The 19553-nt window shown below is 59.6% G+C and carries 17 protein-coding genes and 1 pseudogene; 2 read left to right on the top strand and 16 right to left on the bottom strand.

Annotated elements, in window-relative coordinates; genetic code table 11:
• Nucleotides 1–9: 9 nt before the first annotated feature.
• The 8 genes from AWT75_RS07010 to AWT75_RS06975 form a co-directional block, all read right to left on the bottom strand.
• Nucleotides 10–690, bottom strand: coding sequence for a flagellar basal body L-ring protein FlgH (locus AWT75_RS07010; RefSeq protein WP_062788536.1), 681 nt, complete (start codon nucleotides 688–690; stop codon nucleotides 10–12).
• 126 nt (nucleotides 691–816) lie between these two features.
• Nucleotides 817–1599: a flagellar basal-body rod protein FlgG gene (gene flgG, locus AWT75_RS07005; protein WP_045845204.1), complete on the bottom strand. Its 783-nt coding sequence runs from the start codon at nucleotides 1597–1599 to the stop codon at nucleotides 817–819.
• 51 nt (nucleotides 1600–1650) lie between these two features.
• Nucleotides 1651–2391, bottom strand: a complete 741-nt coding sequence (locus AWT75_RS07000) for a flagellar basal body rod protein FlgF (RefSeq protein ID WP_045845205.1) — start codon at nucleotides 2389–2391, stop codon at nucleotides 1651–1653.
• 39 nt (nucleotides 2392–2430) lie between these two features.
• Nucleotides 2431–3669, bottom strand: coding sequence for a flagellar hook protein FlgE (flgE, locus tag AWT75_RS06995; RefSeq protein ID WP_045845206.1), 1239 nt, complete (start codon nucleotides 3667–3669; stop codon nucleotides 2431–2433).
• Between the two features lie 40 nt (nucleotides 3670–3709).
• Nucleotides 3710–4405 (bottom strand): flagellar hook assembly protein FlgD, encoded by a 696-nt coding sequence (locus tag AWT75_RS06990; protein ID WP_045845207.1) that lies wholly within the window; start codon nucleotides 4403–4405, stop codon nucleotides 3710–3712.
• 15 nt (nucleotides 4406–4420) lie between these two features.
• Nucleotides 4421–4831 (bottom strand): flagellar basal body rod protein FlgC, encoded by a 411-nt coding sequence (gene flgC, locus AWT75_RS06985; RefSeq protein ID WP_045845208.1) that lies wholly within the window; start codon nucleotides 4829–4831, stop codon nucleotides 4421–4423.
• A gap of 2 nt (nucleotides 4832–4833) precedes the next feature.
• Nucleotides 4834–5244: a flagellar basal body rod protein FlgB gene (gene flgB, locus AWT75_RS06980; RefSeq protein WP_045845336.1), complete on the bottom strand. Its 411-nt coding sequence runs from the start codon at nucleotides 5242–5244 to the stop codon at nucleotides 4834–4836.
• Nucleotides 5245–5498: 254 nt separating this feature from the next.
• The gene (locus tag AWT75_RS06975) at nucleotides 5499–5915 is read right to left on the bottom strand and encodes an OsmC family protein (RefSeq protein WP_045845209.1); all 417 of its coding nucleotides are present in this window, start codon (nucleotides 5913–5915) and stop codon (nucleotides 5499–5501) included.
• A gap of 122 nt (nucleotides 5916–6037) precedes the next feature.
• On the opposite strand from AWT75_RS06975, the gene tsaD reads away from it, so the two are divergent.
• Together tsaD and AWT75_RS06965 are read left to right on the top strand one after the other, a co-directional pair.
• On the top strand, nucleotides 6038–7063 hold the full coding sequence (tsaD, locus tag AWT75_RS06970) for a tRNA (adenosine(37)-N6)-threonylcarbamoyltransferase complex transferase subunit TsaD (RefSeq protein WP_062788449.1): 1026 nt from the start codon (nucleotides 6038–6040) through the stop codon (nucleotides 7061–7063).
• Nucleotides 7064–7105: 42 nt separating this feature from the next.
• A complete protein-coding gene (locus tag AWT75_RS06965) occupies nucleotides 7106–9019 on the top strand; it encodes an ATP-binding cassette domain-containing protein (protein WP_062788447.1) in 1914 nt (637 codons plus the stop codon).
• A gap of 364 nt (nucleotides 9020–9383) precedes the next feature.
• Here AWT75_RS06965 and AWT75_RS06960 read toward each other — a convergent pair whose 3' ends face one another.
• The 8 genes and pseudogenes from AWT75_RS06960 to AWT75_RS06925 all read right to left on the bottom strand — a co-directional run.
• Nucleotides 9384–10793, bottom strand: coding sequence for an FAD-binding oxidoreductase (locus tag AWT75_RS06960; protein WP_062788445.1), 1410 nt, complete (start codon nucleotides 10791–10793; stop codon nucleotides 9384–9386).
• Nucleotides 10794–10918: 125 nt separating this feature from the next.
• On the bottom strand, nucleotides 10919–11788 hold the full coding sequence (gene accD, locus AWT75_RS06955; RefSeq protein WP_045845213.1) for an acetyl-CoA carboxylase, carboxyltransferase subunit beta: 870 nt from the start codon (nucleotides 11786–11788) through the stop codon (nucleotides 10919–10921).
• Between the two features lie 83 nt (nucleotides 11789–11871).
• Nucleotides 11872–12660, bottom strand: a complete 789-nt coding sequence (gene trpA / locus AWT75_RS06950; protein ID WP_045845214.1) for a tryptophan synthase subunit alpha — start codon at nucleotides 12658–12660, stop codon at nucleotides 11872–11874.
• A gap of 18 nt (nucleotides 12661–12678) precedes the next feature.
• Nucleotides 12679–13881 carry a tryptophan synthase subunit beta gene (gene trpB / locus AWT75_RS06945; RefSeq protein ID WP_045845215.1) on the bottom strand — a complete coding sequence of 401 codons (1203 nt, stop codon included), beginning with the start codon at nucleotides 13879–13881 and terminating at the stop codon, nucleotides 12679–12681.
• On the bottom strand, nucleotides 13868–14491 hold the full coding sequence (locus AWT75_RS06940; RefSeq protein ID WP_045845216.1) for a phosphoribosylanthranilate isomerase: 624 nt from the start codon (nucleotides 14489–14491) through the stop codon (nucleotides 13868–13870). The genes trpB and AWT75_RS06940 overlap by 14 nt, the downstream gene beginning before the upstream one ends.
• Before the next feature lies 1 nt (nucleotide 14492).
• Nucleotides 14493–15280: pseudogene (gene truA, locus AWT75_RS06935) on the bottom strand (tRNA pseudouridine(38-40) synthase TruA).
• Between the two features lie 198 nt (nucleotides 15281–15478).
• Nucleotides 15479–18160 (bottom strand): FimV/HubP-related protein, encoded by a 2682-nt coding sequence (locus AWT75_RS22710; RefSeq protein WP_239689496.1) that lies wholly within the window; start codon nucleotides 18158–18160, stop codon nucleotides 15479–15481.
• Between the two features lie 152 nt (nucleotides 18161–18312).
• The coding region (locus AWT75_RS06925; RefSeq protein ID WP_275575696.1) for a motility hub landmark protein FimV at nucleotides 18313–19553 on the bottom strand (1241 nt) is incomplete at its 5' end.

The following is a 19553-nucleotide window of genomic DNA, read 5'->3' as shown; positions in this document are numbered from 1 at the left end:
TCCTGGCCATCAAATGGGAATGATGCTGAGGAAAAACTTGGCCAGCCAACCCGGCTCATTATACAGGCGGTTATTACCCTTGGTTTCCTGCTCGATGCGGGCGTCCGCCACCTTGAGTGAAGATACCGAACGATCCGCGGCGACATCCCGCGGGTTCACCACGCCGGACAGGCGGATGGATTCGGTATCGCCATTGATGCGTACCACCTTTTCACCACTGACAACGAGGTTGCCATTGGACAGCACTTCGATCACCGTCACGGTAATCGAGCTGACAAAGGTCGTGGCTACCTGATTGGTACCCTTGCCGGTATTGCTGGCCGAACCGCTGCCATTAAGCGATGCTCCCAGGCCCTTGGTGAGGCTGCCGGGTATGAAGGGCAGCTGCATGCCGCTGGAGATGGTGTCCGACAAGGCCGAAGAACGGGTGGCCGTGGTCTGTTCCGACTGCGAGGTGGACGACTTTTCCTGGATGTTGATGGTGAGCGTATCGCCTACCAGCGCCGGCATCTTGTCCTCGAACATGGCGCGATAGCTACCCGACTGGAAGATGGAACCGTTGGCAGGCAGGGTAGCAGCCTGTGGTTGCGGCCGCGCCGTCATTGGCAGGGTCACCAACGGGGGCTCCTGGGCTGCACACCCGGCCAGTACGGCCACCAGGCCCAGCGTCATCCATTTCAGCATGTTCATATCGCCCTCCTCTTGCATGGCACCTGTTTCATTACGCCATGCCTGCCCTTTGATTGCACAAGCACCTGCATCAGGACGTTGTTGGTCGCGCACTTTCTGCGTGACGGTCAACGTCCTTGTTCAAACTTACATCTGCGTCAGTTTCTGCAGCATCTGGTCGGCCGTGGTAATGGCCTTGGAATTCATTTCGAAAGAGCGCTGTGCGGTAATCATGTTGACCAGTTCTTCAGTCACATTCACGTTGGAACCTTCCAGAAAACCCTGCCGGACGATACCGCGGCTGTCAGTACCCGGATCACCATCTTGCGGATCACCAGACGAGGCACTTTGCAGATACAGGTTATTGCCCACACTCTCCAGGCCTTGCGGGTTGATGAAAGTGGTCAGCTGAATGGTACCAGCCGTCTGCGGAGCCGGATTATTGGGCAGGAAATACTGCACGACCCCGGCGCTGGATACCGTGATCTGGGTAGCCGTGCTGGGGATGTTGATATTAGGGTTCAACTGGTAACCGTCAGAGGTGACGATGTCACCACTGGAATTGCGCTTGAATTCGCCATCACGGGTGTAGGCCGTGGTGCCATCCGGACGCAGGATGCGGAAGAAGCCGTCACCGGTGATGGCCCAGTCCAGCGGCTGGCTGCTTTGCGTCATGTTGCCCTGGGTAAAGTTCTTGGCGGTGGCTACGGCAGTGGCACCGGTACCCACTTGCAGGCCGGTGGGCGTGGTGCTGCCATCGGCCAGCTGGGCGCCCGGCTGACGCAAGGTCTGGTAGTAGAGGTCTTCGAACACAGCGCGCCCGCGCTTGAAACCGACGGTATTGACGTTGGCCAGGTTGTTGGAGATTACATCCAGATTGAACTGGCTGGAGTCCATCCCGGTTTTGGCAACATAAAGCGCACGCATCATGGCGGTGTTTCCTCAGTATTCTTGTTGGTATTCGGTTTGGCGTAATGCAGATCAGCCCATGGCCAGCAACTGGGTGGCTTTCTGATCATTCTGATCAGCGTTCTGCATCAGCTTGATATTCATGTCGTACTGACGACCGTGGGAGATCATCTGCACCAGGCTTTCCACCGCATTGACATTACTGGCTTCCAGCGTTTCCGGTACCAGCTTGACATTGGTATCGGCGGTGGCGGTGTCGCCATTATTCATGCGGAACAAGCCGTCCGGCCCCTTGTACACTTCCTTGGCACCGGGGTTGACCAGCTTGATCTGGCCCAGCAGCTGCGGGGTACGGTCCTTGCCGTTTTGCGGCACACCGACCACCGAACCATCCTGTCCCAACTGAACCTGGTAGCCGGTAGGAATGGTAATCGGGCCGCCATCACCGGTGATGGGCAGGCCACTGCGGGTGCGCATCATGCCGTTGGCGTCCAGGACATAACCACCGTCGCGGGTATAGGCCTCGCTGCCATCGGCAGCCTGCACGGCAAAGAAACCGGGAGAGCCCAGGGCAAAATCGCTGGGGCTGCCGGTATGCATCAGGCTGCCCTGACTCATGTCGTGACCAATGGTGTTGTCCACCACATAGGTGCGGGTGGGCGCACCAGGCCCTACCACCGGCAAGGCACGGAATGATGCCAGATCGGCCTTGAAGGCATTGGTATGGGCATTGGACAGATTATTGGCCGTGGTTGCCTGCTGCAAATCAACATGTTTGGCACCGGTCATGGCCAGGTACAGCATCTTATCCATTGAATCCCCGCTTCTTCAGGCTGTGGTGATTGTGATCAGTTACAGGTTGATGATGGTCTGCATCAAGGTGTCTTCGGTCTTGATGGTCTGCGCATTGGCCTGGTAGAAGCGCTGCGCCGTGATCATGTTGACCAGTTCCGCCGTCAGGTCGACGTTGGAATCTTCCAGGGCCTGCGACTGCACGGTGCCGGCATTGCCGGAACCCGGCGCATTGTAGGCCGGCACGCCGGATTGCAAGGTTTGCTGCCAGCGGTTGCCGCCTTCATTCTGCAGGCCTTGCGAGTTGGTGAAGGTAGCCAGTGCCACCTGCCCGATGATCTTGTTCTGACCATTGGAGAAGCTGGCCATGATATTGCCGTGGGTGTCGATGTTCATGCTGCTCAGGGTACCTGGCGCATAGCCATCCACGGTTTCGGTCGGCGTACCGGAAGCCTGCGCCACCTGGGTGGAGCCGGTGTAATCAATGGTCAGGGTAACCGGCGAGGATGAACCATTCACCGGGGTAGGGCTGAAGGTAACGCTGAACGGCGTGGTGTTGGTCAGGTTACCCGAGGTGTCGTAGTTCATGGTGTAGGTATTGGGCGTGGTGGCGGCATTGCCGTCCACATAGGCCGTCACCGTCCATGGCGTACCGGTCGCGGTGGGAGTGCCCTTGACGTAGTACAGGGTCAGGTTGTGCTGGTTACCCAGGCTGTCGTATACCTGCGCGGCATTGGACCAGTTGAAGGTCTTGGTATTGGTGGGGTCCAGCGGGGTGACTGTCGGGGTAGTCAGCCGCGAATCCACATTGACACCCATGGTGACCTTGGTGGTGGCTGCCGGGGAAATCAGGTTGGTTTGAAGTTTAAGGTCGGTGACCGGGCCCTGGGTTACCACGCCATTATTGGCCATCCAGCCTTGCAGGCGATCGTTGCCATTGACGATGTAACCATCCTTGTCCACCTGGAACTGGCCGTTACGGGTGTAAGCCAGTGAGCCGGTAGACGAGGTAGGGTTCTGCCGCACGATGAAAAAGCCATTATTGTTGATGGCCAGATCAAGACTACGTCCGGTCGGGGTAATATTACCGGCGCTAAAAGACTGGGTTACTGCGTTCACCTGCGAGCCGATACCGGCACTGGTACTGGCCACACCGTAAAAGCTGGTGGAAAACAGATCGCTGAACTCGGTTCGCGAGCTCTTGAAACCCACCGTGCTGGCATTGGACACGTTATTGCCAATGGTATCCAGCTGCGAGGATGCCGAATTCAGACCACTCAGACCTTGTTGAAAACCCATGGTACTACTCCCCGAAACCTGATTACGCTAATGAACGGATTTAAGACAGCTGGGCGACGTTGGCAAGGCCAACGCTGGTGCCATCCTTCATGATCAACTGCGGCGAACCGCTGGCCCAGCTCACTGCAGTCACCGCCTGATTGGCATAAGGCGTGGCCGTGACGGCGGTGCTGCTGGCGCTGGTCGCCTGGGCAGAGAAGGTGTATTTACCGGTAGGCAGCTGATTGCCATTGGCATCCTTGCCATCCCAATTGAAGGAATTCAGGCCAGTGCTGGGGCTCTTCACCGTGAGGGTATCCACCACCGTGCCATTGGCATCCTTGATGCTGACGGTGTAATCGGTTGCCGCGCCACTCAGATTGACCGCCCCTTGCACCGAACTGCCGCTGGTAAGGTCGAGCGCATTGCCCGGTACCAGCGCCTGCTTGCCAATCATGGTGGCAGCCATCAGCGACTGGTTGGCGGCCTGCGACTGCACCAGGCTTTGCATGGCGGTGTTGAGGGTCTGCATGCCGGACACCTGGCTGATCTGTGCCATCTGGCTGGTGATCTGGCTGTTATCCATCGGATTCATCGGATCCTGCGCCTGCAGCTGGGTCACCAGCAATTTCAGGAAGCGGTCCTGGATACCCTGGGCACTGGTATCGGTATTGGCATTGGTCGAGCCGGTGCCGCTACTGGAATTGCCGTTCAGCACTGCATACGGATTGGACGAGGAATTAACCGAGCTGGTCATCGCATGGGCCTTTCATCACTGACCCAGCTGCAGGGTTTTCTGCAGCAAGGTCTTGGCGGTATTCATCATTTCCACATTGGTCTGATACGAGCGCGAAGCGGAAATCATGTCGGACATTTCCTCGACCGGATTGACATTGGGCATGTTCACATAGCCCTTTTCGTCCGCCAGAGGGTTACTGGGGTCATACTTCAGACGCGGCGGCGTCTGGTCTTCCACAATCGAAGTCACCCGTACCCCCGCCACTTGCGGCTGGGAGGCACTGACCGGCAAGGCCGTAAACACCACATGACGGCCCTTGTAAGGCTGACCGGTGGAGCTGGTGGCACTTTCCGCGTTGGCGATATTGCTGGCCACCACGTTAAGCCGCATCGACTGGGCGGTCAGCGCGGAACCGGAAATGGCAAAAATATTGGCAAGAGACATGCTTACTGGCCTCCACCGGTAATGGCGCTGTTCAGCGTGGAAATGCGCTTGCTCAGGAAGGTCAGCGTGGACTGGTACTGCAGCGCGTTATCGGCGAAAGCGGCACGCTCCACGTCCATGTCCACGGTGTTACCGTCCAGGCTTTGCTGTACCGCATTGCGATACTGCACGGCAGGCTTGCCGGCGGCACCTGCGGCATCGCCCGGCAAGTGACGCGCATCGGTCACATTCATGGCCAGCTTGTTCTGGCTGCCCTGTGCCGATTGCAAGGCCTGCTTGAAATCAAAATCCACTGCCTTGTAATTGGGGGTGTCGGCATTGGCAATATTGCTGGCAATGACTTCCTGGCGGTATGCGCGCAAATTGAGCGCCCGCTGCTGAAAATCGAATTCCTTGCCAATCTTGTCCAACATGACCATGCCTCCCTGAATGTGCACTCTCGTTAGCAGGAATCATGCCAGCCAGATCCAAAACCGTAGATGCCTGATTTTATTGACTGGAGGCCGATCTCGCCGTCACATGGGGACAGTACAAATCCGGCAAGGCGGCAAGTTTTGCCGCCACGTCTGCGCCACTGCCGCCAGCGGCAAAAACAAGACCGCCGCTGCCTGATGGCAGCGGCGGTCTGGAGTTACCGAACCGGGCACCGGGGCGCCGGGAGCAGGCATCAGCCCTCTCGCACCTCGAAGTCGTGGGTGATATCAGCAGTCTTGCCCAGCATGATGGAAGCCGAGCAGTATTTTTCTGCCGACAGCTTGATGGCACGTTCCACCACTTCCGGCTTCAGTTCGCGGCCAGTCACCACAAAGTGGAAATGAATCCTGGTGAACACCTTGGGTTCGGTATCTGCGCGTTCGGCTTCCATTTCCACCCAGCAGTCGGTCACTTGCTGGCGCGACTTTTTCAGGATGGAAATCACGTCATAACTGGTACAGCCAGCCGTACCCAGCAACAGCAGTTCCATCGGCCGCGGGCCCAGATTCCGGCCACCACCTTCCGGCGCACCGTCCATCACCACCGCATGGCCGCTGCCGCTTTCGCCCATGAAACACACGCCATCCACCCATTTGAGTCTTGCTTTCACTACCAGTCCCTTCCTGTTTTGTTGCGCGCAGGTGCGCCTGATTGGCACAGACTATCATTCCGGATTTGGGCAGACAAAGATTAGCCGGTAAAATGGAAAGATTGCCCCGTTATAAAGCCATCATGCTGGTACTTGGAATCGAATCATCGTGCGACGAAACCGGCGTTGCACTGTACGACCTCACGGCGGGCCTGGTTGCCCACCAACTGCATACACAAATGGCAATGCACGCCGAATACGGTGGCGTGGTGCCAGAACTTGCCAGCCGCGACCATATCCGCCGCGTCATCCCGCTGACCGAAGCCTGCCTCGCCGACGCTGGCAAAACCCTGGCCGATGTGGATGCCATTGCCTACACCCAGGGCCCCGGTCTTGGTGGTGCGCTGATGGTGGGAGCCAGCGTGGCCAATGCCCTGGCTTTCGGCCTGAACATTCCGGTGATCGGCGTGCATCATCTGGAAGGCCATTTGCTGTCGCCGCTGCTGGCCGACCCGCGTCCGGACTTTCCCTTCATTGCCTTGCTGGTTTCCGGCGGTCACACCCAGCTGATGGCGGTGCATGGCATCGGCCAGTATGAAGTACTGGGCGAAACACTGGACGATGCCGCAGGTGAAGCCTTCGACAAGACGGCAAAGCTGCTGGGTCTGCCCTACCCCGGCGGCCCGCTGCTGTCACGCCTGGCCGAGGAAGGCGACCCGAACCGTTTCAATCTGCCGCGCCCCATGCTGCACAGCAACAACCTGGACATGAGTTTCTCCGGTCTGAAAACTGCCGTGCTGACGCTCAGCAAGCAGGTTGAAGCCGAACACAGCCAGATTGACGAGCAAACCCGCAAGGACATTTGCCGCGCCTTTCAGGAAGCCATTGTCGAAGTGCTGGTCAGCAAATCGCTCAAGGCGCTGAAACAGAGCGGCATGAAAAAGCTGGTGGTGGCTGGCGGTGTCGGTGCCAACAAGCAGTTGCGTGCCGCGCTGGATCAGGCCGCCAGCCGCCGCAAGCTGGAGGTGTACTACCCGCCACTGGCACTGTGCACCGACAACGGCGCGATGATTGCCTTTGCCGGCGCCATGCGCCTGCGCCATGCCACTGCACCGGGCAGCTACTCCATCAAACCACGCTGGGACCTGTCCACCCTTCCCGCTGCTTAATATCCCGTCGGCACGGCGCGCTGTGCCGCACAGAAACCAGACATGATCCAATTGAAAAACCTCAGCCTGCGTCGCGGGCTGAAAGACTTGCTGATCGACGCCAGCCTCACCCTCAACCCCGGTTACAAGACCGGCCTGGTCGGGGCCAACGGCGTAGGCAAGTCCAGCCTGTTTGCCCTGCTCAAGGGCGAATTGCACGCCGATGCCGGCGATGCCGACATTCCCAAGCAATGGGTGATGGCGCACGTGGCGCAGGAAACCCCGGCGCTGGATACCGCCGCCATCGACTATGTGCTGGATGGCGATCAGGAATTGCGCCAGCTGGAGGCCGAGCTGGCCACCGCCGAAGCGCGTGATGACGGCAGTGCCATTGGTCATCTGCATGGCGAACTGGCACGCATTGAAGCCTATTCCGCCCCGGCCCGTGCCGCCAAGCTGCTGACCGGCCTGGGCTTTGCCGTGGAAGCGCACCGCAACCCGGTGAAGAGCTTTTCCGGCGGCTGGCGCATGCGGCTGAACCTGGCCCAGGCGCTGATGTGCCGCTCCGACCTGCTGCTGCTGGACGAGCCCACCAACCACCTGGATCTGGAAACCGTGCTGTGGCTGGAAGACTGGCTGCAAAGCTATCCGGGCACCTTGCTGATTATCTCGCATGACCGCGACTTCCTGGACAGCATTTGCAGCCATATTGCCGAAGTGGCCAACCAGACCCTGACGCTCTACACCGGCAATTACAGCCAGTTTGAAACCATGCGGGCGGAAAAACTGGCGCGTCAGCAGGGCGAATATGACAAGCAGCAACGCCAGATCGCCCATCTGGAATCCTTCATCACCCGCTTCAAGGCCAAGGCCAGCAAGGCAAGACAGGCGCAAAGCCGGGTGAAGGCACTGGAAAAGCTGGAGCGCATTGCCCCGGCCCACATCGCCTCGCCGTTTGATTTCCACTTCGACAGCCCGGACAACCTGCCCAACCCGCTGCTGCGGCTGGACAAGGTGGATATCGGCTATGGCAGCACCACCATCCTGCGCGGGCTGTCGCTGTCGGTGGAAGCCGGCAGCCGCATCGGCCTCTTGGGGGTGAACGGTGCCGGTAAATCCACCCTGGTAAAACTGCTGGCGGGCGACCTGCCGCAGCAGGCCGGTGAGGTGATCAAGGCGCAAACGCTGAAGATTGGCTATTTCGCCCAGCATCAGCTGGAAACCCTGCGCGAAGACGAATCGCCGTTGCAGCACATGCAGCGGCTGGCCCCCACAGTGCGCGAGCTGGAACTGCGCAGCTTTCTGGGCGGTTTCAACTTCCGCGGCGACAGCGCCACCGATCTGGTCGGCCCGATGTCCGGTGGCGAAAAAGCCCGTCTGGCACTGGCAATGATCGTCTGGCAAAAGCCCAATCTCTTGCTGCTGGACGAACCCACCAACCACTTGGACCTGGAAATGCGCCATGCGCTGACACTGGCCTTGCAGGATTTCTCCGGCGCGCTGATTGTGGTATCGCACGACCGCAGCCTGCTGGAATCCACTACCGACCTGTTCTGGCTGGTAAGCGACGGCACGGTCAAGCCGTTTGATGGCGATCTGGAAGACTACCGTCAGTGGCGTCTGGCCCAACTGGCCGAAGGCAACAAGCCATCCAGTGGCGACGCCCAGGCGGTCAACCGCAAGGAGCAGAAGCGCCAGGAAGCCGAAGCCCGCCAGAAACTGGCCCAGTTGAAAAAGCCCCTGCTGAGCAAACTGGCCAAGCTGGAAAAGCAGCTGGAGCAACTGAGCGGCGAGAAAAACCAGCTGGATGCCTTCATGTCCGGTGAAGACGCCTATAGCGATGCCAACAAGGGCAAGCTGGCCGAAGCCGTCAAGCGACTGGGCGTGGTCAGCAGCGAACTGGCGCAGGTGGAGGAAGACTGGATGCTGTTGCAAGAAGAGCTGGAAGCGCTGGAGAGCAGCGCCCAGGCCGACTGAAACCATTGACTGCCAAGGGTTGTGGCCACGCCACCACGGCCACAACCTTGCAGCCGGCTGCAATTATCCACAGCAATCAGCGGATAACTCTGTGGATAAGTACTGAACAAATAAAAAAAGTCTTTTGCCATGAGCCACTTGCTGGCGCTGCCTAGAAAAAAGGCAGATCAGCAAGATTCAATGCCTAATTAGACGAGTCTGCAAACAAGGTAAGCCAGGATATTGAATAATTCGGCTAAGTCATTGTTTTAAATTACTTATATATAATTTATATGAGCAATTTAATTGCATTAATTATAATTAAAATTCCATAGGCATAACAACTTCATTGCCACAACTTTTCCACATCAACTTCACTGCCAGCTCATGCATCCGGGCCTGTCTGCTGCAACAGCTTGCCAGGATTCATGATGCCGTTCGGATCAAAAACCGCCTTTACCCCACGCATTAGGGCAATCTCCTCTACCGAACGTGTTACGCCCAGATAATCGCGCTTGAGCAAGCCCACGCCGTGTTCTGCTGACATGCTGCCGGCAAACTCTGCCACCAGTGCAAACACCTGCTCATTGACCTGCTCACAGGCATGGCGGAAATCCGCCAGCGCCCAACTGGCCGGTTTCAGCACATTGATGTGCAGGTTGCCATCGCCGATATGGCCGTACCACAACACCTCGAAGTCCGGATAATCGCGGGCCAGCAAGTCTTGCAAACGCGCCACGAACTCCGGCAGCTGACTCAGTACCACCGAGATGTCATTCTTGTACGGTGTATAAGGCGTGATGGCGGCGCTGATGCCCTCCCGCAAGCGCCACAAGGCCCTGGCCTGCTGCCGTGACTGGGCAATGAGGCCATCACACACCCAGCCCTGCTCCAGGCAAGCAGAAAATACCTGCAAGACAGTTTCTTCCTGCGACTGGGTAGGCGTTTCCAGTTCCAGCAACACATAGAAAGGCTGCCGCTCTGCCAGCGGCGCTGTTGTCTGCTGGGCAGCCAGCACATGGGTCAGCGCCAGATCAGAAAAGAATTCGAAAGCCTGCAGCGTGAGTGCGCTGCGAAAGGCGTGAAACACCGCCATGATGTCCGCCAGCCCGGGCAAGGCCAGCAACAGCACCGTGGAGGGCGGCGGCGGGTCGGTCAGGCGCATGGTGGCAGCCACCACCAGCCCCAGTGTGCCTTCCGACCCAACAAACAGATGGCGGAAGTCGTAGCCGGTATTGTTCTTGGCAAGGCCCAGATTGCACTCCAGCACGTCGCCGCTACCGGTCACCACGGTAAGGCCAGCCACCCAGTCACGGGTCATGCCATAGCGCACCACCCGGATACCGCCTGCATTGGTCGCGATATTTCCGCCAATCTGGCTGGAACCACTGGAAGCAAAGTCCACCGGATAATAAAGACCGTGGTCGGCGGCAAACTGCTGCAAGGCGGCAGTGACTACCCCGGCCTGGCAGCGCACGGTCCGCGCCAGCGGGTCAAAACCGTCCATCCGGCTCATGCGCTCCAGTGACACCACTACCTCGCCCTGCACGGCAACCGCACCGCCAGACAGGCCGGTACGGCCGCCAGAGGGGACAATACCCACTCCCTGCGCATTGGCCCAGCGCACCACGGCCTGCACTTCTTCGATACTCACCGGAAACACGATGGCAGCCGCCTGCGGCGTGGTGTAACGCGTCCAGTCCTGGCCATAGCGCGCACACGTTTCTGCATCAAGGTGGATACGATCGGCAGGCAGGATGGCCTGCAAGCTGGTCAACTGGGCGGCGGTAAGCACGGCGAGGCTTTCTGATAAAGGGAACAGGTATGGTCATGCCGGAGATGGGCTCCAGCCTAGCACAAGCAGCAGGCATGAAAAAAGCCGCTCCCGATGGAAGCGGCTTGTGGTTTGCTGGCCGGAAATCAGGCGACAGCAGGCTGCTTTTGCAGCATGGCCACCAGTTCGGCAATCTTGCGCTTGAGTTCGCGACGATCAACGATCATGTCGATAGCACCCTTTTCCAGCAGGAATTCGGAACGCTGGAAGCCTTCCGGCAGGGTTTCACGCACGGTCTGTTCGATCACGCGCGGGCCGGCAAAGCCGATCAGCGCGCCCGGCTCGCCAATCACGACATCGCCCAGGAAGGCAAAGGAGGCGGACACACCACCCATGGTGGGATCGGTCAGCACCGAAATGAAAGGCAGCTGGTCATCGGTCAGCAGTTGCAGAGCGGCACTGGTCTTGGCCATCTGCATCAGCGAGTTCAGGCCTTCCTGCATGCGCGCACCGCCGGATGCCGCCACGCAGATGAACGGGGCCTTGGCTTCGATGGCGGCTTGTACGCCACGCACGAAGCGCTCACCCACCACCGAACCCATGGAGCCGCCAATAAAACGGAACTCAAAGGCTGCCACCACGGCCGGCATGGAGTGGATGCTGCCTTGCATCACCACCAGCGCATCGTCTTCGCCGGTGCTGTTTTGCGCGGCTGCCAGGCGATCGGGATAGCGTTTGCCATCCTTGAACTTCAGAATGTCCACCGGTTTGACTTCGGCACCGATTTCACGGCGGCCTTCGTCATCCAGCAGCATGTCCAGCCGCTGACGGGCATTCAGCGGATGGTGATGATTACATTTCGGACAAACCTGCAGATTGCTCTCCAGGTCGGTGTAATACAGTACGGCTTCACATGCCGGGCACTTGCTCCACAGCCCCTCCGGTACCGCTGAAGGCTTGTCGGCGCGAGAATCGCGCTTGATCTTCGGCGGCAGGAGCTTGTTCAACCAGCTCATGCTGACTCCTTGCTCAACACAACCCGGCCAGACCAGCCGGGTTGTCAGTAAAACGGGGTGATGTCACCCCGTTTGCGTGTTCCTTAAAGAATGGCAGCTTTCAATTCCGCTACCAGACCGGTCAACCGCTCTTTGGCAGTTTGTTCTGTAGCCGCCTCGATTTCCTGCACTAGTCGGCTCCCTACCACCACGGCATCGGCCGTCACGGAGATGGCCTTGGCTGTGGCGGCATCGCGAATGCCGAAGCCAACGCCGATGGGAACCTGAATATGTGCTCTAAGGGCGGCAATTTTACGCGCTACATCGTCAATGTCCAGATTTCCTGCACCGGTGACGCCTTTGAGCGACACATAATAGACATAACCACGTGCGTGACGGGCGATTTCGCGCACCCGTGCCTCTGGCGTGGTAGGGGCAATCAGGAATACCGGGTCCAGATCGGCAGCAATCAGCGCGGCAGACAGATCTGCCGCTTCTTCCGGCGGGCAATCCACGGTCAGCACACCATCCACCCCTGCCTCACGTGCCGCTGCGGCAAACGCCGCATAGCCCATGACGAATACCGGGTTGAGATAACCCATCAGTACGACTGGCGTGGTGGTGTTGGTTTTGCGGAATTCCGCCACCATGGCCAGTACATCGCGCAAGCCCACCTTGTGCACCAGTGCGCGTTCCGATGCGCGCTGGATCACCGGGCCGTCAGCCATCGGGTCGGAAAACGGCACGCCCAGTTCGATGATGTCGGCACCACCATCCACCAGACCGTGCATCAGCTCGACGGTACGGGACGGATGCGGATCACCGGCGGTAATGAAGGGAATCAGCGCCTTCTTGCCCTGCAGGGCAGCAAAACATGCAGCAATACGTGACATAAGCCTTCCTTCGCCTTGTTACAGCGTGATACCGGCCAGGCCGGCCACGGTATTGATGTCCTTGTCGCCACGGCCGGACAGGTTGACCAGAATCACCTTGTCCTTGCCCATGGTGGGCGCAACCTTGGCAGCCCAGGCCAGCGCATGGCTGGACTCCAGCGCCGGAATGATGCCTTCCAGATGGCAGCAGTCATGGAAGGCAGCCAGGGCTTCCTTGTCGTCGATGGCAACGTATTCGGCGCGGCCGATGTCCTTGAGATAGCTGTGCTCAGGACCGACACCGGGGTAATCCAGACCGGCCGATACCGAATGGGTTTCCACCACCTGGCCGTTGGCATCCTGCATCAGATAGCTCTTGGCACCGTGCAGCACGCCCACGCCGGCACCGCCGGACAAGGGGGCGGCATGCATGCCGCTGTCAATGCCGTGACCACCGGCTTCCACGCCCACCATGCGCACACCGTCCACATTGATGTAGGGGTAGAACATGCCGATGGCGTTGGAGCCGCCACCCACACAAGCGACCACCACGTCGGGCTGACGACCGGTCAACTCCGGCATCTGTTCTTTGGATTCTTCGCCGATCACCGACAGGAAGTCACGCACCATCATCGGGTAAGGATGCGGGCCGGCTGCGGTCCCCAGAATGTAGAAGGTGCTGTCGACATTGGTCACCCAGTCGCGCATGGCTTCGTTCAGCGCGTCCTTCAGGGTTTTGGAACCGGACTCCACCGGCACCACGGTGGCACCGAGCAGCTTCATGCGGAAGACATTGGGCGACTGGCGCTTGATATCTTCCGAGCCCATGTAGACAAAGCATTCCATGCCATAACGTGCCGCCACGGTAGCGGTGGCCACGCCATGCTGGCCGGCACCGGTTTCGGCAATCACGCGCTTCTTGCCCATGCGGCGTGCCAGCAGGGCCTGACCGATGGCATTGCTGATCTTGTGTGCGCCGGTGTGGTTGAGGTCTTCACGCTTGAAGAAAATCTGCGCACCGCCCAGTTGTTCCGACCAGCGTTTGGCGTGGTAGATGGGGCTGGGACGGCCCACATAGTGTTTCAGCTCCTGGCGAAACTCTTCCCAGAAGGTGGGATCGGCCTTGACGCGCTCGTATTCGTTCTTGAGCTCGTCCAGTGCCGCCATCAAGGTTTCGGCAACATAGACGCCACCATACGGGCCGAAATGGCCTTTTGCATCCGGAAGATCATACCGCTCCATGCCTTGCTCCTGATATGAACGCTGCCATTCTGGCAGCATCTTTGATTCCCTTGGCTGCTTCCACTCCGCTGGAAACATCCACCGCCGCCGGCCGCACTGCGGCCACGGCTTGTCCGATATTGTTGTCATCCAGCCCGCCGGACAAAATCAACGGCAGGGGCAGATTGTCCGGCAGCAAGGTCCAGTCAAACGTGGTACCGGTGCCACCATGTGCGCCTTCGACAAAGGCGTCGGTGAGTAGTCCGCGCGCATCCGGGTATTGGGCTGCCGCGGCGCTCAGGTCGAGGCCTGGCTTTACCCGTACTGCCTTGAGATAAGGCCGCTGGAAAGAACGACAGAACTCAGCGCTTTCTTCACCATGAAACTGCAGGATGTCGATGCTGCAGGCGCCCAGCACTTCTTCCACCCAGCTGCGTTCCGGGTTGACGAACAGGGCCACCACGCTGACAAAGGGCGGCAAGGCGGCAATCACCGCCTGCGCCTGGGCGATGCTGACATTGCGCGGGCTTTTCGGATAAAACACCAGGCCGATGGCATCGGCACCCAGGCGGGCGGCTTCGACACCATCTTGCGGGCGGGTAATACCGCAAATCTTGATTCTGACTGTCACTTCATCTCCACAAGGCCAAGCGCGCCGGTTCAGCCAGCGTCGGCAGGGCAAACTGCGCGGGATAACCCACACCGGTCAGGTACAAACCGTCCGGCATGAAGGTGGGCGGTGCCCGGGTACGGTCGCGCGTGGCCAGCAGGGCTTGCAAGTCGGCCTCATCCAGGCTGCCCTTGCCCACATACAGCAGCGCGCCAACGATATTGCGCACCATGTGGTGCAGGAAGGCATCGGCCATCAGGTCAAAGCGGATCAAACCGCCCTGCTCGCTGATATCCAGTTGCTGCAAGTTCTTGAGCGGGCTCTTGGCCTGACATTCGGCAGCACGGAAGCTGGAAAAATCATGCTGTCCCAGCAAGCACTGTGCAGCACGACGCATGGCATCCACATCCAGTGGCTGGTGATACCAGCCCACCTTGCCAGCCAGCAGACAGGGGCGCACCGGATGAGTCAGCAGGAAATAGCTGTAAGAGCGCGAAAAAGCGGAGAAACGGGCGTGAAAGTCGTCTGACACCTCACGCGCCCACACCACCGCCACTTCGTGCGGCAGCAAGGCATTCACACCACGCACCCATGCCGTCAGCGGTCGTACCGTCTGCGTATCGAAATGCACCACCTGCATGGCGGCATGCACACCGGCATCGGTACGGCCAGCGGCCAGCGTTGTAATTTCATGACCGGCAATCCGGCTGATGGCCTGGTTCAGTTTGTCCTGAACGGTATTGCCATGCGGCTGAGTCTGCAACCGGAGAATGCCCGACCGTCATACTCGATGCCGAGCGCTATTCTCATGCCCACACCTTCACTAGCAAACATCACACAGTCCGGGTGGCTAACCCAGGCTGCAAGTATTCAAAGCATCAACTCTACCCTATCCGGCAGGGTTTACGCCATGTTGACATGCAAGAAGCCGGCAAGGCGGCGTTGCCGGGCGCGCCATGAAAAACGGGGATGCTGTTGCATCCCCGTATCTGTTGCGTCCCCCGGAAGCTAGACAGTCTGCCCGGCTTCCTTCATCAGCGCTTCGGCAGTTTCCTTGTCGCCCATTTCCAGATACAGCTTGGCCAGCTCAATCTTGTCATTGGCTTCAGACTGCGGTGTTGGCGCTGCTGCCTGCGGTACCGGTTTGCTGACCGGGGCCTCCGGTGCTGACGACGCGGGGAGCTCGGACAGGAAATCCATGTCCAGCATGGGTTCCGGTGCCTGCTTTACCGCATTTTCCAGCTCCTGCTCACCCAGGGAAGCAAAGGCATCCAGTCCGCTCAGCGGGTCATTATGCTCGGCGGCGGGTGGTAATGGTGCCGGGCCTGCCGGTGGTTTTTGCAGGAACTCCGTATCCAGTGCCGGCTCTGGCGGCGGTTCCACGGCTCCAAGTTCGGTAGCCAGATCAATCCCGCCTTCCGCGGCCACGGCAGTCGCCGCGATGTGCTCAGTGGCAGGCGTCAGTCTGACCGGTTGCAGGTCTATCGGGCTGGCCACCGCCACTGGCTGCATATCGAACAAGGGGTGCTCCGGTGCCAGGGTACGGCCCAGCTCACACACCCGCATCCACAGCGTGCTGTCCTTGCCAAAGATGCCGCGCGCCGTGGTGGCCTCGGCAATGAAACCATCCTTGTCCGGCATCATGGCCAGCACTTCCAGCAGTTTGTAGCGCAAATCCTGCCGCATGGGTTCACGCACCAGACCTTCGCGCAAAATGTCCAGCGCCTGATCCAGCCGACCATAAGCCAGATACACCTCGGCTTCGGCAATCAGGTCGACCGAAGCCAGATCGATACCCTCGCCGCGCTTGATGCCACTCATCAGTGTGGTCAAGGGACCCATGGTCAACATCGAAGGATTATCCGCTGCGGGCAAGGGCTCGGCAGGCGGCTGCTCGGCTTCCTGTTTGTTACGGCGTCTGCGCTGGGCCAGCAACAGGCCGGACAAACCGATTACCGCCGCACCACCCGCTAGGGCAACGGTATTGTCATGCAAGACTGCCAGCACATCATCCACCAGGAAGCTGGCTGGTTTTTCCGCCTCAGGCGCCTTGCTGACGACAGGCTTGGCTGGCGTGGCTGCCTTGCTGGCTGCTGCTTGCGGCGCCGAAGCGACTACGGGCTGGGCTGCTGCTTGCGGCGTAGATGCTGCTGCATGACTGACTGTGGGCTCGGCAGCAGCCTGACTGGCAACCGGCTTGTTCTGGGCTGCAATGGCTGCAGCACTGGCCTCTGCAGCCTTGGCCAGTTGCATGATGCGAATCTTTTGTTCCAGTTCCTGCGCTTTTTGTTGTGCCTGCTGCAAGACCTGATCCTGACGTTGCAGGATATTTTTCAGCCGAGCCTCTTGCTCATTGATTGCAGCACCCGGACTGACGCCCTTGATGGCGGAAACCTGTGGTGCCGATGCCGCCGAGGCCGATGCAGCTGGCTTGGCCGTTGCTGCCGGTACTTTCACCATGGGCTTGAGACTTACCGCATCGGGCGGCACAACCGGCTTGGCCGGAGCCTCATGCGGCGTGGCTGCTGGCGCGGCCACCGGTGCCGCTGGCGCAGCAGCCGCCACCGGCTTGCCAAGAGGCTTTTCTTCCCCCTCGGCTTGCTTTAGCGGATGACTGGCCGGTGCTGCGGCCAGATGCCATGCCGCCGGATATTTCAACGCGGTACCGGCACGTAGGCGATTGACATCACCGCCGATAAAGGCATCGGGATTCCCCTCGTACAAGCGCCCTGCCGTTTCAACGGCCGAACCGCCACCTTTCATGCGGGAGGCAATGCGCGACAGGGTATCGCCATGACGCACACGGTACACCTTCAAGGGTTGCACCTGAGCGGCGGCAAGCTTGCGGTCAGGCGCTGGCGTTACGGCATGCTCCTCCACCGTGTAGCCATTGGGATCGAGCAACAGGGTATAGCGCTTCTGGGCGTGCACATTGGCCGCACCGACATCCAGCCGGAAGGAAAGTACAGGCTCATTCAGGGGCCGGGTGCTGCGCAGCTGCAATACCGACTTGTCCGCCACACGAGTCAGCTGGTGCGAGATGGAGGCGATCAGCTGGCTTTGTTCGGCACTGGGGTTGCCTTGCAGGCTGTCAGCCGTCAGCGCCACATGGATATTGTCGGTTTGCCTGGCCGCGGTGCCAAACAACTCCAGTTCGGCCACCAGAGGTTCACCCAGCTTGGAATTCACCTTGAGCTGACCCAGGCCCAGGCTGCCCAGACGTGGCATCTGGTCTGGTGCCACCACCGACTTCTTGACGGTATCGTCGTGAGCCGGCTGCTTGTCCTTGCGTGGCGGACCATCGCGCAGATAGTCCACTTCAAACTCACGCACCAGACGACCGGCCGGCCAGCTCATTTCCACCGCAAAGCGCAGCAAGGGCTCATCGAAATGGCTGGGCCCCTTGACCAGAATCTTCTGAATACTGCCGTCAGGCTTGCGAATGGCCGAGAACTTCAGCACCGGTGCCGACTGGCTATAGGTAGAAACCAAGGGATATTTGTTGCGATCAGCCAAGCCCACCAGCACATTCCCTTGCGGATCTTCGTCCATCACCGGGATTTCTGCCTCGAAGGGCTGGCCCTCGGAAGACAGGACGTGAATGGGCCCCAACCCTGCCAGCGCCGATCCTGCGGCACCCATACCGGCCAGCAACAGGGCCAGCAAGGTCATGCGATGTGTTGAAGCCATGATGCGGACTTCCCTGATTCCTGCTCTGGCAGGTTTTATTACGAATGAACTACCCGGCTTAAACGTGCGCTTGCATCAGGCAAACGGAAAATGCCGGGCGGCACCATGGCACCGCCCGCTACACAAACTAACCAGTCAGTACACTGCAGACATCATGCACTGATCTTGGCCAGCAAAGCCTCGGCTTCCTCTTTCAGGCTTCCTTGCGCCTCACCGACCAAGTCCTGCAGTACCTCACGGGCACCGTCGCGGTCGCCCATGTCCAGATATACCTTGGCCAGATCAAGCTTGGTGGACAACGGATCATCCAGCAGCATGCCATCAGCGGCTGGAGCAGGCTCCACCACTGGTGCTGGTGCTGGTGCTGCCGGTGCAGGCGCGGCCGCTACCATGTCCTCATACAAGGATTCAAATCCATCGCTGGCAGGCGAGGCTGCCGGAGCCGCTGCCGGCTGTGGCGCAGCCTTGCTGGCTACTGGCTCGCTAGCCACGCTATCCAGATTGAAATCAAAATCGAGCAGATTGGTCTCGGCTTCCGGTTCCGCTGCCGGCTTTTCGGCGGCTGCAGGTGCCGGTGCTGCCAGCTCGGCGTCCAGATCAAAGTCCAGCATATTGGAAACTTCGGCCGGTTTTTCCGCTACTGTTTCTTCTTCAAACAGTGCAGCACGCAAAGGATCTTCCGCACCTTGCGGGGCAGCAAGCGGCTCGGGTGCCGGGCTGGCTGCAACAGGCTCGGCAGCGCCAAACAATTCCTGGTCCAGATCGATCAATCCATCACTGGCAGGTGCGGGGGTTTCGGCAGGCAGCTCATCAGCGGCCAGTTGATACAGCGCATTGGTCGGGTCGATACCCAGCCCCATGGCCGCAACCTTGGCCCAGGCCTGGCCCTTGCCGTCGGTGCTGGCATGGAATTCCCGTGCCAGCTTCTCGAAGTTGGCGGTATCAGGACGGGCAGCATACAGTTCCAGCAGTTTTTGCCGCACTTCCTGACGGGACGGATCCTTGGCCAGCGCATCCTTCAGGATTTCCTCAGCCTGCGCATCACGGCCATAAGCCATATACACTTCGGCTTCGGCTACCGGGTCCACTTCGGCCGCATCAATCGCACCGGACGACTGGGTAAAATTGGTCATGAAAGAATGACCGCCACTGACCGAGCTGGGGCCACTACCCACAGCAGAACGGCCCAGCACGGCATTGCTGGCCTGGGTGGAAAGCTGCAGGGAGGAACCGGATGCAGCCTTGCGGCGACGGGAGATCAGCACGCCCAGAGCGCCCAGCAGACCGACACCGGCAACCCCGCCGCCAATCAACGGCAGGTTATCAATCAGGCCATCCAGCCAGGAACGCTCCGGCGGCGGTGGGGGCGGCGCTACCGGCTTGGGCGCAACCA

It is taken from the genome of Aquitalea pelogenes (genome assembly GCF_001515305.1).
In the GTDB taxonomy this organism is placed as follows: domain Bacteria; phylum Pseudomonadota; class Gammaproteobacteria; order Burkholderiales; family Chromobacteriaceae; genus Aquitalea; species Aquitalea pelogenes.
Note: the sequence above shows the minus strand (reverse complement) of the source record. Positions and strands in the feature narration are given on the sequence as shown.